Source organism: Bacillus sp. 2CMS4F (assembly GCF_023161785.1).
Classification (GTDB): Bacteria; Bacillota; Bacilli; order Bacillales; family Bacillaceae; genus Bacillus; species Bacillus halotolerans.
Genome location: NZ_JALNTO010000015.1, coordinates 77,035 through 92,777 on the forward strand (window position 1 = coordinate 77,035; position 15,743 = coordinate 92,777).

Here is a 15,743-nt window from a genome sequence, read left to right on the forward strand (position 1 = left end):
GGAGGGGACCGAACTTGAATTCATTATCAACGGAACAGCTTGGGATCGGTTATGGCGACAGGCTGATTGTAGAAGATTTAAATATATCCATTCCTAAAGGAAAAATAACAACCTTAATTGGGCCGAATGGCTGCGGAAAGTCAACGATATTAAAAACGATGTCCAGAATTATGCGCTCGCATCAAGGTGCCGTTTACTTAAACGGCAATGTGATTCATAAAATGTCTACTAAGGACATTGCGAAGGATATGGCCATTCTGCCGCAGACGCCTGAGGCTCCGAGCGGATTAACGGTGTACGAATTGGTGTCATACGGCAGATTTCCGCATCAATCAGGCTTCGGCAGATTAAATGATGAAGACCGCCGCATCATCAAATGGGCCCTCGAAGAAACCGGCATGGCGGAATACTATGAGCGTCCGATTGAGGCGTTGTCAGGCGGACAGCGTCAGCGCGTGTGGATTGCGATGGCGCTTGCACAAGGGACAGAGCTGCTTTTGCTTGACGAGCCAACAACATATCTCGATCTCGCACATCAGCTCGAAATCCTGCAGCTGCTTGACAGACTGAACAAGGAACAGGGGCGGACGATTTTAATGGTGATTCATGATCTGAATCACGCGGCCCGTTTTTCCCATTATATGATTGCGCTCAAAAAAGGCACGGTCATCAAGGAAGGGACCGCACTGGAGGTCATGACGCCGGATATTTTGAAGCGGGTATTCCAGATTGATGCCGAAATCGTCACTGATCCTCGTACAAATAAACCAGTATGCTTAACTTATGACCTGATTAAAACTGAAAAACAGCTTGTTTCTGTGTAAGAAAAATCCCGGTATGACGCCGGGATTTTTTATTTTCAACCATAAAAATATAATTTTCCTTGCTAATTCCAGATTTTGAAGAAAAAGATTGAAAGTCTATTTGAATTAATAGATAATATTGGTTAGAATGTTTCGAAAATATTACGAAGATTACAGAAAGAGGAGATCATTGTGTCCAAGAAGAAAAAATGGCTTATTGCCGGTTCGATATGTGCCGGTGTGCTCCTACTGGCGGGGATCGGCGCCGGCGGTTTTTACTTTTTTACTCACATGAACCAAGTTGCCGTATCATCGGAGCCTTATGCTGAATCGGTCGCGGTGTATATGGGCGGTGAATCTGAATCTGCCCAATCGTTTTCGGGAAAAGTTGAACCAGAGAAACAGCAAAAAGTATACATAGATTCAGAGAAAGGAAGCATTAAAAAAACGTACGTCAAAGAAGGCGATAAGGTTAAAAAAGGCGATAAGCTTTTCGAGTACGAGGGCGAGGATCATTCTGACGAAATTGAGCAAAGCAATTTACAAACCGAAATGACAAACCTTCAAATCGGCCGCTTGCAAAAATCAATAGCAGAAACTGAGAAGAAGCTGAAGACAGCCGGAAAAGACGAGAAAGCACAGCTTCAAGACGAGCTTGACCAGGCCAATTTTGATTTAAAGACAAGCCAGCTTGAACTGAAGCAGCACCAAAAAGAACTGGCTGCACTAACGAAAAACAAAGGTTCTAATGTGATCACAAGCAAGCATGACGGTATCGTTCAGAGCGTCAATCAGGATATTGCGGACGGCGCAACGGGTGATCAGGCAGCAGGCCCGTATATCCAAATCGTTTCAACGGGCAAATACCTTGTGAAAAGCCAAATCAACGAGCTGTTAATGGACACGATTAAAAAAGGCAGCAAAGTCAGAGTTACGCTGAAAACAGGCGGTGAAGGCGAGTGGAAAGGCAAGATTACTTCAATCGGCAAGCTTCCTGCTGGAACAGGCGAGGGGGAAGAGTCAGAAAGTTATGCTGAAGAAGAAATGAATCCCCAATCCTCTAACTATCCTTTCACTGTTTTATTGGACAGCCATAAGGGCCTTGAAGTCGGCTATCATGTCAATATTGAAGTTATGAGTGACGAAGCAGATGCGAATACGATTAAGCTGCCGTCCGACATGATTATCCAGGACGATGGCGAACCATACGTTTGGAAGACGGATGAGGAGCAGAAAGCGGTTAAACAGCCTGTTGAAATCGGAGAGACAGACGAAAGTGACATGGTCGAAATCAAAAGCGGCCTGACACCGGAAGATTATGTGATCTATCCTGATCCCGCGGTCAAGGAAGGAAAGCAGGTTACAGTCAATGCTGACACTGAATAATATTTCTAAATCGTACAAGCTGGGCAAAGAAGAGGTGCCGATCTTAAAGCATATTAATCTCACCGTCAAAGCTGGTGAATTTCTGGCCATTATGGGGCCGTCCGGTTCAGGGAAGTCTACGTTAATGAATATAATAGGCTGTTTGGACAGGCCGACCTCCGGAACCTATATGCTGGACCAGATGGATGTATTAAAAGGGAAAGACGGTGCTTTGGCTGACATTCGCAACGAATCGATCGGGTTTGTGTTTCAAACCTTTCATTTGCTGCCGCGCCTTACCGCACTGCAAAATGTCGAGCTGCCGATGATTTACAATAAGGTAAAGAAAAAAGAAAGAAGGCAAAGAGCCTATGAAGCTCTTGAAAAGGTTGGTTTGAAAGATAGGATCTCTTACAAGCCGCCAAAGCTGTCCGGCGGACAAAAGCAGCGGGTGGCGATTGCCAGAGCCCTTGTCAATCAGCCTCGGTTTATTCTGGCAGATGAACCGACCGGGGCGCTTGATACAAAATCAAGTGAACAAATTTTGTCGCTGTTTTCACAATTGCATCAGGAAGGCACAACGATTATTATGATTACCCATGACCCGGACGTCGCCAGAAAAGCCGACAGAACCGTGTTTATCAGAGACGGAGAATTAGTGTTAGACGAGCGAGGGATTAGCCATGCTTGAACATATTCGGATCTCCTTTCAATCTATTTTTTCACATAAGCTGAGGTCGATTCTTACGATGCTTGGTGTCATTATCGGTATAGCGGCGATCATTGCGATCGTCTCTATGCTGAAAGGCCAAAGCGAGCAATTAAAGCAAAGCATGATCGGCATGGGAAATAACGCGATTAATGTTGTGTACCAGCCAACAGGCGGGGAGGAGGAAGGCGGTTACCAGGAGGTTTCTTATACGTCCGCACCCCCTGTATCTGAAGAAACCATTCAGACGATAAAATCAGACCCGGTTGTAAAAGGATTATCTTTATATTACTTGTCCGAAGGCGCCACCGTTTTTCACTTAACGAACGTTTCTTATCCTCAAGTGTACGGAGTGGATGCTGATTATTTCAATATGTTCCCGATCAGCATCACTGAGGGGAGAAAGCTGGCGGAAAAAGAATTAAACAGCACACACCAAGTGGTTATGATCAATGAGGCCGCAAGAGATGAGCTGTTTCCTGACGGTGACGCTCTGCACAAAAACATTGAGATGAATGGTGTGCCGTTCCGGGTTGCCGGTGTTTTTCATGAAAAGAAACAGGAAGAAAGCATGTTTGATGGCGAATATGCGAATCCGGTTTTATATGTGCCGAAAAAAGTGTGGCCGCTTATTGAAGGATTCGACGCGCCGACACAGATTGCGGTGCAGGCAGACTCTTCTGAGCATATCCAAGAAGCCGGTGTAATGGCCGCGGACCTTCTAAATCAAGGACTGTCAGATGTTGATTTGGAAAAAGCGGAGTACAGCGTGATGGATCTTCAGGAGGTCGCTCAGGAAGTGGAGTCCTTTAACCAGTCATTTGCTCTGCTGCTTGGCGGAATTGCAAGCATCTCACTTTTGGTCGGAGGCATCGGTGTCATGAACATTATGCTTGTTTCAGTGACGGAGCGAACGCGGGAAATCGGAATTAAGAAGGCGCTCGGTGCCAAGCGGCGCGTGATTTTATTTCAATTTTTAACAGAGGCCGTCGTGCTGACAAGTATTGGCGGAATTCTCGGTGTGCTGGCGGGCTTTGGCATCGCTAAACTTATCACGGTGATCTTTCCGATGCCTTTTATCATCTCCGTTCCGGCAGTTATCGGAGCACTCATTTTCTCAATGGCAGTCGGCATTATTTTCGGCTTGCTGCCGTCCATTAAGGCATCGAAGCTTCAGCCTGTTGACGCGCTTCGATATGAATAAAAAGAACGCATCCAATCGGATGGCGTTCTTTTTTTTATTTGGGCAGTGCTGAATTGCATTTATCCAAAATAAGAAAAACGGCTGCGAGGATCATTTCTTCTGTGGTTGACAGCCAAATGTTATGAATCATTTGATCTGCCGTATAAGCGGTCATCCATAAAAACAGCAGCTGGACGGTGCCGGCCATAAGGATAAAAGCTCGTTTTCCAGTCTTAAAAAACGTAAAACTATGTATCATCAGCCGTTCAAAAGGTTCAAAGCATAGTCCGAGCACAAGAAATAACACAGCAAAAAGCAGGACATGAGCAGCTGATCGGTAGCTCGTTCCCGCCAAAGAAAAGACACAGAGAATGATTGTAAAATAGCAAAATAACACAGCCGCCGCTGCCAGCACATACTGTACGGCCTGCCGTAATAAATACTTTTGATGTATCACTGGTTCATCTCCTTATGAGCGCTTGCAGAGAGAGAACGAGCGCTCTCTGCAAGCTGCCAGTTTTTTATTTGCTGCTTTTCTTTTTCACAACCGGATGCTTTTCTTTTGAAAGGACATCCGTAAATTCTTTGCCTAAGTCAAGGTGTTCTTGGACGAAGGTTTCAGGAAGCATTGCGAGCCATTGGTTTAAAGACACATCGGCATAATGGTCATCTTTAAAGATTTCTAAAAAGACGAGCGGTTCATCGCCGAGGTTTTCTACGTAGTGGCCCATCGCAAATGGAACATAACCGACATCACCGGCTTGATAGTTAAAGGTTCTCGCATGGCCGTCAGCAGCAAAAACAGTCATTCTCGCTTTACCGGAGATGTAATATTGCCATTCATGCGTATTCGGATGCCAGTGAAGCTCTCTCATGGCGCCTGGTTCCACGGTTACAAGCGCGGATGCAATGGTTTTAGACACTGTAAAGTTTGTCGAATCCGCAATGTACACCTTTCCTCCTTCTGATGCAATCGGCTCCTGTTCAAGAAGGCGGTACGTAAACGGATAAGGCACTTCACCGTACGGCCCTTCCACAATGTCATCTTTTAAACAGCCGGGCACAGGTTTTTCAAATATATATTTTTCTTTGCCTGGCAAATTCGCGATTTCTTTTTCTGTTACGCCAAAATTAGCGGCAATCACTTCTTTAGGGGTGTGGGCAAGCCAGTCTGTCAGCTGGAACGTGCTGTTTTCAGAGAATGACCCGTCGTCAAACACGAGCAGGAACTCTGCCCCTTCTTCAAGCGCTTGAATCGAGTGCGGCAGGCCTGACGGGAAGTACCATAAATCTCCTTCGCCTACATCATCAATAAAGCTGCGGCCCTTTTCATCCACAATCGTGACGCGTGCTTTCCCGTAGATCATATAAGCCCACTCTGCTTCCTTATGCCAATGAAGCTCGCGAATGGCGCCTGGCTTCAGCCGCATATTAACAGAAGCCAGGTTTTCTGAAATCGGCAGCTCACGTACGGTAACTTCACGGGCGTACCCGCCTTTTTCCAAACGGTTATGAGTATCTGAGAAAGAAAACTTCATATTTTCAACGGTGCCATGATCGGTTTCCGGCGGTACGAGCATATCGGGATTCTGCCGGTCCCTTTCAATATTACGCGGGATTTTCACTGTCGCTCCCTTATCTCCTCTGATTGGCTGGGGAATGTCGTTTTGTTTTTTCATTTTCCTGTCTCCTCCTTAAAAATAATTGTGGCGCAGAAAGAGAATGTGAAAGGCCTTTCGTTTTCCCTTCTGTCTTGTTAAGTGAAAAAAACCGATGAAAAGTCAACTTCGATACAAAATTAATGTTTCGCTTTCTGATCTTTCAGCTCTGTCATCAGTTCAATAAGCTGATCGAATTTTTTCTCGAAACGGGTCAGCAGGTACATCGCGATCAGTGCCGGGAACCCGAGATTGCTGATCTGCTTGACGACTTCCTCTATAAAAACCTGATCCATGAAAAACACCTCCCTCCTTTTTGTGCAGTCATGTAAGTAAGTGAAGGGAATCCAAGAAATCGTAAACCATGACTGGAAGGTTTGCTTCAGCAAGCGCTAGTCTGAAAGTAGTAGTTTACTTTTTTTTGCTTTCCTTCATTTAATTTAGTAGGGAGGCGGTTTGATGGACTATCAAGGTCTGTTGCAATCGAAATGTAAGGAGATTATGAAGCATCCCATCGTGAAGCATTTTTTGAGCAACCCTCAGCATTACCGTTTGTTCAAAAATGTAATGGAAAACCCGAATGAAAAGGATGCAAAATCGTTGGACGAGCAATTCAAGCAATTTTATAAGGAGATTCGCATCGTCAAGTATATGAATTCAATGATTCGGATTTTTTCCATCGATTTTGATAAGCGGGTTCGCAAAAATCAAAAACGGTATCCGCTGACGGTTGATCATCCGGAAGCAGGAGAACGACTTCCTTCCGAAACGGGAAGTGACGCGTTTGAGGGATTTTTAGACCTGCAGGATGATTTGAGCCAGCATGTCCAGGATTATCAGCTTTATCAAGCGATCCAGAAGCTGACTGACAAACAAAAAAGCGTGCTGACAAAAGTCTATCTTCACGGTGCCACGATGCAGGAAATCGCTGATTCATTAGGTGAGTCCCGGCAAAATATCTCTAATATTCATAAAAAGGGGTTAGAAAATATCAGAAAGCAGCTAGAGGCGCAAAAAAAGGGGGAAAAGTAAACTGTGAGCGGCCAGTTTGAACATAATAGGAATAAAGATGAAATGTACGACATTGAGCATCTGATTGCATGCTTTTCACCGATGATCAGAAAAAAACTCAGCAATACGTCCTATCAAGAAAGAGAAGATTTGGAGCAGGAGCTGAAAATCAAAATGTTTGAAAAGGCTGATGCTTCTGTGTCAGGATGTTCCGGGATTTTGGGAGTTTATTCTGTATATGGTAGACGAGAACTCATAACGATATCTCATTCTAAGAAAAACGGGAACATTTTGCAGGTTCCCGTTTCCTGCTGTTCACCCCCGTCAAGAGCCCTCCTATTCAAAAATGTACCAAAAAGAAACGATATAATGATAAGATGAAAAAAACAGTGACAGAAAGGAACATAAAAGTGGAAAATGCGTCAATTTTAATCGTAGACGATGAGAAAGCGATTGTGGATATGATCAAACGCGTTCTCGAAAAAGAAGGTTATCGACATATACTGGATGCGGCAAGTGCAGAGGAAGCCATTCCGGTTGTCAAGACAAATAAGGTTGATTTAATCGTATTGGATGTCATGATGGGCGGAATGACCGGTTTTGAGGCCTGCACATTAATCAGGGAGTATTCAGACGCCCCGATTTTTTTCCTGACGGCGAGATCATCGGACGCTGACAAATTATCGGGTTTTGCGGTCGGAGCTGATGATTATATTACAAAACCATTTAATCCGCTGGAATTAGCCGCGCGGATCAGAGCGCATTTAAAGCGTACGTATCAGTCGAATGCAGCTGAATCAAACAAAACCTATACATATGATTACTTTACATTTTCTCCGCAAAATGCCGAGCTGATTGTGGGCGGGGAAACTGTAGCCTGTTCGGCTCAGCTTTTGCAGCTGCTTCAGTATTTTTGTGAACATCCCAATGTGGTGCTTTCTAAAGATCAAATTTATGAAAAAGTATGGGGCTATCCTTCGTACGGAGATAACAATACCGTCATGGTTCATATCCGCAAGCTCCGGGAAAAAATTGAGCGTGACCCGAGCAATCCGGAATATATCGTAACCGTTCGCGGTCTCGGATACCGTTTTATCCCGAGTCCAGAAGGAAACGGAAAGCGCCCATGAGGTTAAGGTGGAAGTTTCTGTTTCACTTTTTCGGGCAGATGCTGATTGTTATCCTTCTTCTTTCGATCATGCTTGTGGCTTCCTTTTTCTATTTAGACGCGCGATTCAGCGATGCGGAATCCAATTCAGGGCTGACAAAGGCAACGACTGACACGCTTGAAGCGTATCTCGATGTAAACGAAGACGGGTCATGGGAAGTGGACGATTTTCTGAAGAAATCTGTTGATAAACAGCACGGCTGGATGCAAATCATTGATTCTAATGGAAAAACGGATTATTCCTACAGCGTGCCGAAAGACGTGCCCGGCACCTACACTAAGAAGGAGCTTTTGTCTATTTATAAAAGCAAGAAGCTTGATAACTATAAGCTGAATTATTGGGCAATCAATATTGAAGACAAGTCGTACCTCCTCTTGTTCGGCTGGAAATCAAAGAGCGAACAGCTGCTGACTTCCATTGAAAGCCGTGAACCCTCCATCGACTCTTTGTCACAATATAAGTCCAGTACAATTGACTATATTAAGCGTGAAAAAGGAGCCGTGTATCTGTTAGACAGAAACGGGAACATACTCGACAGCATTAACAGCAAGAAAAGCGAAAGAAAAACGATGAACCAGCTGGAGCTTCTCAAATACAGCTCTAAACCATGGAACTATAAACGGGAGATTTCTGTTAAATTCCTCGATCAAAACAGGTGGATGGTCGCTTCGGTGCCAAACCCTGTCTATATTACTGACCAGGAGTTTAATAAATCGTTTCTAAGGGTTGTCCTGAAAGCGATGTTTCTGATTATGGGCGTTCTGATTCTTTATATATTCTGGATGACTGCCTGGTATATGTTCAGATTCGGCTTGCCGATTTTTCATACAATCAAATGGCTTGTCAATCTATCAAAAGGGAAGCTTGAAGAACCGAAAAACCGTAAAGGGCGCCCTGTCAGTAAAAACAAAAAGGGAAAAATCAAACAGCCGTACCGCTTCTTCGGTGAGATATTTGAATCTATGGATCAGCTGACTGAAACGCTGAGACGGGATAAGACAAACAGAGAAAAAATCCAGGCAACACGGGAAGAATGGATTGCCGGTTTGTCTCATGATTTAAAAACACCCCTCAGCAGCATTTACGGATACAGCATGATGCTTGAATCGAAGCAATACGACTGGTCTCCTGAGGAAGTGAAAGAAATGGGACAGGTTGTCAGAGAGAAATCGGAATACATGTCAAAGCTGATCGAGGACTTAAATTTAACGTATCGTCTGAAAAATGACGCTCTGCCGATGGAGAGAAAGCTCACGAGCCTCATTCCGTTTTTTAAAAATGTCATTGAGGACTTCAAGAAAAACCCGTTTTCTGAAGGATATGATATTTCATTTGTATCAAGAGAAGAGCATATTGAATTTGCGCTGGATGAAGCCTGGTTCAGACGCATTCTGGAAAACCTGCTCGGAAATGCTGTGAAGCACAACGATAAAGGAACAGCGATTCAGGTGATTCTTGAACAGACAAAAAATCATATTTCATTGAAGGTCAAAGACAATGGGAAAGGAATGGATGAGGAAACGATCACCCATTTATTTAACCGTTATTACAGAGGAACCAATACGAAAGATCCGTCTGCCGGGACGGGGCTTGGACTGGCGATTGCCAAAGAGCTGGTGCACCTGCATAACGGAACGATTCACGTCAACAGCAGGATCAATATCGGCTCCGTCATTACCATCCTTTTCAAAAAAGAATAAGGTGTGTGGTTTGGACACCTCTTTGCCGGGAATAACAATATATAGACTGAAGCTAAAGAGGTGTTACACATGGATGCAGTATTAGAAGCAGACACTAGGGCAGTAATCGGTGAAGGTCCGTTATGGGATGAAGAAAACGGCCGTCTATACTGGGTTGATATTTTAGGAAGCGAGCTCCATATTTTCGATCCTAAAGAAAAAATCAATCGTTCGGTCAAATTTACATCCTTTGTGACGGCGCTTGCGAAATATTCAAAGGATGAGCTGATCATGACGATGAAAGACGGTTTTTACCTGTATCATCTTCATGATGACAGTCTTGAAAAAATCAAACAGCCGAAGGATATGCATGAGAGCCTTCGGTTTAACGACGCCAAATGTGATCCGTACGGAAGGCTTTGGGCAGGGACGACGAGCATGGAAGGCGAACAAAAACAAGCCTCGCTTTACCGTTTGGACACAGATGGCAGCCTTGTCAAAATGAAAGATCAAGTTTCAACCTCGAACGGTTTGGATTGGGATCGCGAACGCAGCCTGATGTACTACATTGACACGCCGACGCAGGAGATTGTGTGCTATCAATACGATCCCGAAAGCGGAAACGTCTCAAACCCAGAAACCGTCTATCGTTTTGAAAAATCGGATGGACTGCCGGATGGCATGACAATTGATCAAAACGGCATGCTGTGGGTGGCGCTGTTTGGCGGGAGCCGTGTGGTTCACATTGATCCTTTTCAGAAAAAAGAAATTGATTCAATAAGTGTTCCGGCCAAATATGTCACGTGCTGTGCGTTCGGCGGCCAGGACATGAAAACCCTTTACATCACAACAGCTACTGAACAAATGACCGAAACAGAAAGATATGAACAGCCTCATGCGGGCGGATTGTTTTCAGCAAAACTTGAAACGGGCGGATACCAGCCGGTTCCATTCGCCGGGGAATTATAAAGTTATAAAAAAACGCATCCGAAAACGGATGCGTTTTTGCATTTAAAGTGAACGGATAATTCCGCCTTCCACACGCTGTGCCGTGCCGTTAATGGCAGATGCGGCATCAGATGCGAGGAATACAATTGTGCTCGCGACTTCTTCGGCTGTTGCGTATCTTTGAATGAGTGAAGTCGGCTCATTCACTTTGAAATAGTCTTTCACAAATGTATCTGTATCCTGGCCGGCTGCCTTTGCGGCGCCCTCCATATAGGAAGCAACGCCTTCTGTCCAAGTAGGACCCGGAAGCACTGAATTAACCGTAACCTTTGTGCCCTTCGTCATTTCAGCCATTCCTCTGGACAGGCTGATCAGCGCTGTTTTGGTCATTGAATAAGGAATCATAGTCGGAAGCGGTTTGACGCCTGCTTCACTTGCGATATTCAAAATGCGGCCGCTGTTTTTGGCAAGCATCTTTGGAAGGAAGTGACGGCTTGTCCGAACAGCGCTCATCACGTTTACTTCAAAATATTGATTCCATTCTTCATCCGTTACATCGGCGAAATCCTTCACTTCAAAGAAACCGAGATTGTTGACAAGAACATCTATATCACCGATCTGTTTCACTTTTTCAAGAAAAACTGCTGCTTCATCCGGTTTTGATAAGTCGGCGGCTGCTCCATGCACCGTTCCATATGAAGAAAGCTCTTCAACCGTGCGATCGACTGTCTCTTGTTTTCGGCCATTGACTATAACGGCTGCACCTTCTTGCAAAAAGCTTTTCGCTGCGGCTTTCCCGATGCCGGAAGTTGAGCCTGTGATTAAGACAAGCTTGTCTTTTAGCTGTAAGTCCATAAGAATCATTCCTTTTTTATTGATCATGCTACTTAGTATACAAGATGAAATTTAGTGTTTACGAGAATTTTGCTTCCATACATGCAGCGGCGGAAAAGTCATTCATACTGCATATACAAGCCTGTCAGCCATATAGTATAATAACTCCGAAAAAGGATACGAATGTCAAACAGGTGCCGGTACGTGAAAATAGCCGGCTTAATAGGGAAACCGGTAAAAGCCGGTGCGGTCCCGCCACTGTAATTGGTCTTTGCGCCAAGAGCCAGGATACCTGCCTGTTTGATAAACACGAAGTCTGCGAGGACAGATGATGTGTAAACAATAGGCTTTTTTGTTGTTTACAGCGTCTTTACCATCGTAGAGATGCTTTTTTAGTTCATTTAGGAGGAAAGGGTATGAAAAAATTAGCCGGAATATGGACGGCGCTTCTGCTGACCGCCATTATGATTTCAGGCTGCGGCAATGCGGCAGGTGAGAAGGATTCCAATGCGAAGCAAAAGACAGCCGCGTCTGAAGCGTTCCCTGTCACAATTGATGATGCGTCAAATCAGGATGTTACCATCAAAAAGGAGCCGAAAAAAATTGTTTCGTTAATGCCGAGCAACACGGAAATTACATATGCTCTCGGACTCGGTGACAAAGTGGTCGGCGTCACCACAAACGATACATATCCAAAGGAAGTCAAACAGGTTGAGAAGGTTGGAGATATGAATGTAAACGTTGAGAAAGTCATTTCTCTTAAACCTGATCTCGTTCTCGCCCATGAATCTTCCATGTCAGCCTCAGCAGATGCCATCAAGCAGCTGAAGGACGCTGGCATTGCTGTGCTGACTGTCAATGATGCACAATCATTCGCAGAGGTATACAAATCAATCGAAATGATCGGTGAAGCTGCCGGGGCTGAGAAAAAAGCGGGCCAACTGGTCAACAGCATGAAATCAGACCTGCAGGAGATTAAAGAAAAAGCGAAATCCATTTCAAAAGGCGAGGAAAAAAGCGTCTTTATTGAGGTTTCGCCCGATCCTGACATTTACACAACCGGAAAAGACACATTTATGAATGAAATGCTGAATGTCATCCATGCTAAAAACGCTGCAGCGGATCAAAAAGGCTGGGTGCAAATGACAGACGAGGCCATCGTAAAGCTGAATCCAGACGCCATTGTCACAACGGACGGTGTGAAAGCGGATGCGGTGGAAAAACGCGATGGCTGGAGCGGAATCAATGCTGTGAAACATCATCGCGTGTATGATGTTGATCCTGATCTCGTCACACGTTCAGGTCCGCGTCTGATCGAAGGGGTCGAAGAACTTGCGGAAAGCATCTACCCGGATACGTTTAAAGAATAATCGCTTTGCTGCTTATAGCATCAGTTTCTTATTTTTAGCTGCCAGTATCATATTGGGCATTTCCTGCGGTAGTCTGCCCATTCCGATATCCGCCATCTTTCATATCTTTTGGCATGAAGGTTTTGGCGGCTCTGCCGGCTCCTATGATCCAATGTATACAAATATTATGATGAATATCAGACTGCCGAGAGTCGTGCTGGCCGCCCTTGTGGGGGCGGCTCTTTCTATCGCAGGGGCTGCTTTTCAGGGACTTTTAAAAAATCCGCTCGCTGATCCGTATACGCTCGGTGTTTCGTCCGGTGCTTCCGTCGGGGCGGTTTCAACCTTATTTTTTGGACTGCAATTCCCCGTCATCGGAGGCTTTACACTGCCGGTTGTAAGTGTAGCTGCAGCGCTTGTCACGATTGTGGCTGTTCTTTCGTTCAGCCGCCTCGTTCACGCTTCGATGTCTGTCTCTACGCTTATTCTGACCGGTGTCATCATCAATTCATTTTTGGGCGCATTTATTTCTCTCATCATTGCTCTGACAGGCGATAATTTGCTGCCGATTGTGCATTGGCTGCTTGGCAGCGTCTCGATGAGAGGCTGGAGCTACGTTGCCCTGTTTCTCCCGTTTTTTCTTTTAGGAACCATGCTCCTGATCATAAACGGAAGAGAACTCAACGTGATGACCTATGGAGAGGAGAAAGCAAGGCTTCTCGGGGTCAGCGTCCAGCACAGAAAAATGCTGATTTTAATTGCAGGGTCACTGCTGACAGGCAGTGCTGTGGCTGTATCCGGCACCATTGGATTTGTCGGGCTTGTGATTCCGCATATCACAAGATTGCTGTGGGGAACGGATCACCGGCATTTATTGCCGCTGTCTGCCTTGCTTGGCGCGGGATTTCTCGTTTTGGCCGATCTGCTTTCGAGAACAATGATTGAACCGGTTGAGCTGCCGATCGGCATTATTACAGCCTTAGCGGGAGCTCCTGTTTTCGCTCTGATTTTAATTCGGCAGCATCGCGGGGGGAGAAGCTTATGATCAAGGCAGAGGGGCTGTCGGGAGGTTACGGAGACAGCCGGCTGATTAAAAATATCAGTTTAACAGTGAAGAAGGGAGAATTTCTTGGCATTCTCGGACCGAACGGGAGCGGAAAAACAACACTGCTTCACTTGCTGACAGGGACACTTCCGGCAATAGAAGGCTCCGTTTGTCTGGCTGGCAAACCACTCACTGAATATAAACCGAAGAAACTGGCGCAAATGATGGCAGTTCTGCCGCAAAAAACAGATCAAGCCTTTAGCTTCACTGTCAAAGAAACCGTATCCTTCGGCAGATATCCATTTCAAAAAGGGCTGTTCAGCCAGCAGACTGAAGAGGATGAAGCCATTATTCGGAATGCGATGGAACAAACAGGGGTACTCGCTTTCGCTGAGAAATCGATTCGTGAACTAAGCGGGGGCGAACAGCAGCGGGTTTATTTGGCTCAAGCACTGGCGCAGCAGCCGCGCATTTTATTTTTAGACGAACCGACTAATTTTCTGGATTTGGCTTATCAAAAAGAACTGCTCGATCTTATCAAGCGCCTGACGAGAGAAAATGGGCTGACTGCTGTCAGTGTTTTTCACGATCTGAACACCGCTAGCCTGTACTGTGATGAAATCGTCTTTATAAAAAACGGAACAGCCGGGCCTAAGCAAAAACCGGAAACCGCCATCACAGAAGAGCACATTAAGGCGTTGTATAACACGAAAGTCAGCACTTTCATCCATCATCAATTGCCTAAACCGCTTATTGCAATTCAGCCTGAAAACTGTACCCTAAAGCAGCAGGCGATTCCGTTTGAAACTTTGCTGCAAGTGCGGCGCGACGAGATCCTCTTGCAAACGGAAATCCCGCTCCGCACGCTGTCTTCTGCTCCTGTCGGTTCAGGCTTTTCTTGGAACCGGACGTTTCTCCATAAACGGCTGCCTGCCCAGTCAGATCAAAAAGAGGAGCTTTCAGCCTATTTATCTGAAAACAGCTTTTATCCGCAGGAAACCTGTGCGATGGCCTCCTCCGGCAGACTTGACCGGCTTGTGTGCCGTACGTTTGAAGACGAAGAGCTGTCCGTTTGTATTTGTGTCATGTCCGGCTTTTCGATATGGATTTTGATCAACGGCTTTGCGACAGACCAATTCTTCGTCAGGGCTGTCATGGGGGCAGAAGCCGAGCGCATGAAAGTGCTGGGCGGTGAACAGGATGAACATGGAGAAATCCTCGTTGCAGCGACACAAACTGAAGAGACATCTTCAGAAACCATAGAAAAACGGCTGAATCAATTGATTCGGTTTGGGACAGCTGAATGTGTGCGGGCGGCTGCGGACCTGCTTGAATAAGTCTGTAAAGGAGACAGATAAGATGAAACTATATACAAAAACAGGCGATAACGGGCAAACGAGTTTAATCGGAGGCAGAACAGACAAGGACAGCCTCCGAGTAGAAAGCTACGGCACGATTGATGAGCTGAACAGTTTTGTCGGACTGGCTTTGGCTGAACTTTCCGGGAAGCGCGGCTTTGAGGATCTAACGGCCGAGCTGCTCAACATTCAGCACGAGCTCTTTGACTGCGGGGGCGATCTGGCAATCATCACAGAAAAAAGAGACTATAAATTGAAGGAAGAATCCGTCTCCTTTTTAGAAATGCGCATCGACGCCTATACAGAAGAGGCACCTGAACTAAAGAGATTTATACTTCCGGGCGGATCAAAGGCCGCTTCGCTTCTCCATGTGGCGCGCACCATTACAAGGCGGGCGGAACGCCAAGTGGTGGCGCTGATGAAAACGGAAGAGATCCATGAAATGGTGCTCCGTTATCTCAATCGATTGTCCGACTATTTCTTTGCCGCAGCACGGGTTGTCAACGTGAGAAGCCGTATTGACGATGTGGAGTATGAAAGAAGCGCTATTGTGTTTGGGACTGACCCCTGTTTTTGAGACAGGGATCAAAACACCTTTTATACAGCCAATTGCCGATAGCTTATCGGTGATT

General features: G+C 45.6%; 16 protein-coding genes, 1 pseudogene and 1 riboswitch. Of the genes and pseudogenes, 13 read left to right on the forward strand and 4 right to left on the reverse strand.

Annotated elements, in window-relative coordinates; translation table 11 throughout:
• Positions 1-14 precede the first annotated feature (14 nt).
• The 4 genes from MTN95_RS18175 (at position 15) to MTN95_RS18190 (ending at position 4,081) form a co-directional block, all read left to right on the forward strand.
• Positions 15-824 (forward strand): ABC transporter ATP-binding protein, encoded by an 810-nt coding sequence (locus tag MTN95_RS18175; RefSeq protein WP_105953880.1) that lies wholly within the window; start codon positions 15-17, stop codon positions 822-824.
• Positions 825-995: 171 nt separating this feature from the next.
• A complete protein-coding gene (locus MTN95_RS18180; RefSeq protein ID WP_227598729.1) occupies positions 996-2,189 on the forward strand; it encodes a permuted SH3 domain-containing protein in 1,194 nt (397 codons plus the stop codon).
• Positions 2,173-2,859 (forward strand): ABC transporter ATP-binding protein, encoded by a 687-nt coding sequence (locus tag MTN95_RS18185; protein ID WP_024122819.1) that lies wholly within the window; start codon positions 2,173-2,175, stop codon positions 2,857-2,859. Before MTN95_RS18180 ends, MTN95_RS18185 begins: the two co-directional genes overlap by 17 nt.
• Positions 2,852-4,081 (forward strand): ABC transporter permease, encoded by a 1,230-nt coding sequence (locus tag MTN95_RS18190; RefSeq protein WP_248339544.1) that lies wholly within the window; start codon positions 2,852-2,854, stop codon positions 4,079-4,081. The genes MTN95_RS18185 and MTN95_RS18190 overlap by 8 nt, the downstream gene beginning before the upstream one ends.
• Before the next feature lie 34 nt (positions 4,082-4,115).
• On the opposite strand, the gene MTN95_RS18195 is transcribed toward MTN95_RS18190, so the two are convergent.
• From MTN95_RS18195 to MTN95_RS18205, 3 genes are all read right to left on the reverse strand, one after another.
• Positions 4,116-4,517: a YrvL family regulatory protein gene (locus MTN95_RS18195; protein ID WP_105953877.1), complete on the reverse strand. Its 402-nt coding sequence runs from the start codon at positions 4,515-4,517 to the stop codon at positions 4,116-4,118.
• Between the two features lie 64 nt (positions 4,518-4,581).
• Positions 4,582-5,739, reverse strand: coding sequence for an oxalate decarboxylase (gene oxdC / locus MTN95_RS18200; RefSeq protein ID WP_105991582.1), 1,158 nt, complete (start codon positions 5,737-5,739; stop codon positions 4,582-4,584).
• A 119-nt stretch (positions 5,740-5,858) separates the two neighbouring features.
• A complete protein-coding gene (locus tag MTN95_RS18205; RefSeq protein ID WP_024122815.1) occupies positions 5,859-6,014 on the reverse strand; it encodes a YvrJ family protein in 156 nt (51 codons plus the stop codon).
• A 205-nt stretch (positions 6,015-6,219) separates the two neighbouring features.
• Here MTN95_RS18205 and sigO point away from each other — a divergent pair, with 205 nt between their 5' ends.
• The 5 genes and pseudogenes from sigO (at position 6,220) to MTN95_RS18230 (ending at position 10,546) form a co-directional block, all read left to right on the forward strand.
• On the forward strand, positions 6,220-6,750 hold the full coding sequence (gene sigO / locus MTN95_RS18210; RefSeq protein ID WP_248339566.1) for a sigma-70 family RNA polymerase sigma factor: 531 nt from the start codon (positions 6,220-6,222) through the stop codon (positions 6,748-6,750).
• Between the two features lie 3 nt (positions 6,751-6,753).
• A pseudogene (gene rsoA, locus MTN95_RS18215) lies at positions 6,754-6,988 on the forward strand (sigma-O factor regulator RsoA).
• A gap of 151 nt (positions 6,989-7,139) precedes the next feature.
• On the forward strand, positions 7,140-7,859 hold the full coding sequence (yvrH, locus tag MTN95_RS18220) for a two-component system response regulator YvrH (protein ID WP_024122812.1): 720 nt from the start codon (positions 7,140-7,142) through the stop codon (positions 7,857-7,859).
• Positions 7,856-9,598, forward strand: coding sequence for a two-component system sensor histidine kinase YvrG (gene yvrG / locus MTN95_RS18225; protein ID WP_105991584.1), 1,743 nt, complete (start codon positions 7,856-7,858; stop codon positions 9,596-9,598). Before yvrH ends, yvrG begins: the two co-directional genes overlap by 4 nt.
• A gap of 69 nt (positions 9,599-9,667) precedes the next feature.
• Entirely contained in the window at positions 9,668-10,546 is an 879-nt protein-coding gene (locus tag MTN95_RS18230; protein WP_105953873.1) for an SMP-30/gluconolactonase/LRE family protein, read from the forward strand.
• A 42-nt stretch (positions 10,547-10,588) separates the two neighbouring features.
• Here MTN95_RS18230 and MTN95_RS18235 read toward each other — a convergent pair whose 3' ends face one another.
• Positions 10,589-11,380 (reverse strand): SDR family NAD(P)-dependent oxidoreductase, encoded by a 792-nt coding sequence (locus MTN95_RS18235; protein WP_105953872.1) that lies wholly within the window; start codon positions 11,378-11,380, stop codon positions 10,589-10,591.
• 154 nt (positions 11,381-11,534) lie between these two features.
• Positions 11,535-11,673: riboswitch (cobalamin riboswitch) on the forward strand.
• Positions 11,674-11,775: 102 nt separating this feature from the next.
• Between MTN95_RS18235 and MTN95_RS18240 the strand changes: the two genes are divergently transcribed.
• Genes MTN95_RS18240 through MTN95_RS18255 form a run of 4 tightly spaced genes read left to right on the forward strand, consistent with a single transcriptional unit; the run spans position 11,776 to position 15,688 of the window.
• Positions 11,776-12,729 carry an ABC transporter substrate-binding protein gene (locus tag MTN95_RS18240; protein WP_105953871.1) on the forward strand — a complete coding sequence of 318 codons (954 nt, stop codon included), beginning with the start codon at positions 11,776-11,778 and terminating at the stop codon, positions 12,727-12,729.
• A complete protein-coding gene (locus MTN95_RS18245) occupies positions 12,692-13,753 on the forward strand; it encodes a FecCD family ABC transporter permease (protein WP_105991586.1) in 1,062 nt (353 codons plus the stop codon). The genes MTN95_RS18240 and MTN95_RS18245 overlap by 38 nt, the downstream gene beginning before the upstream one ends.
• Positions 13,753-15,090, forward strand: a complete 1,338-nt coding sequence (locus MTN95_RS18250) for an ABC transporter ATP-binding protein (protein WP_248339569.1) — start codon at positions 13,753-13,755, stop codon at positions 15,088-15,090. The genes MTN95_RS18245 and MTN95_RS18250 overlap by 1 nt, the downstream gene beginning before the upstream one ends.
• Before the next feature lie 22 nt (positions 15,091-15,112).
• Positions 15,113-15,688: a cob(I)yrinic acid a,c-diamide adenosyltransferase gene (locus MTN95_RS18255; RefSeq protein WP_248339554.1), complete on the forward strand. Its 576-nt coding sequence runs from the start codon at positions 15,113-15,115 to the stop codon at positions 15,686-15,688.
• Positions 15,689-15,743 lie beyond the last annotated feature (55 nt).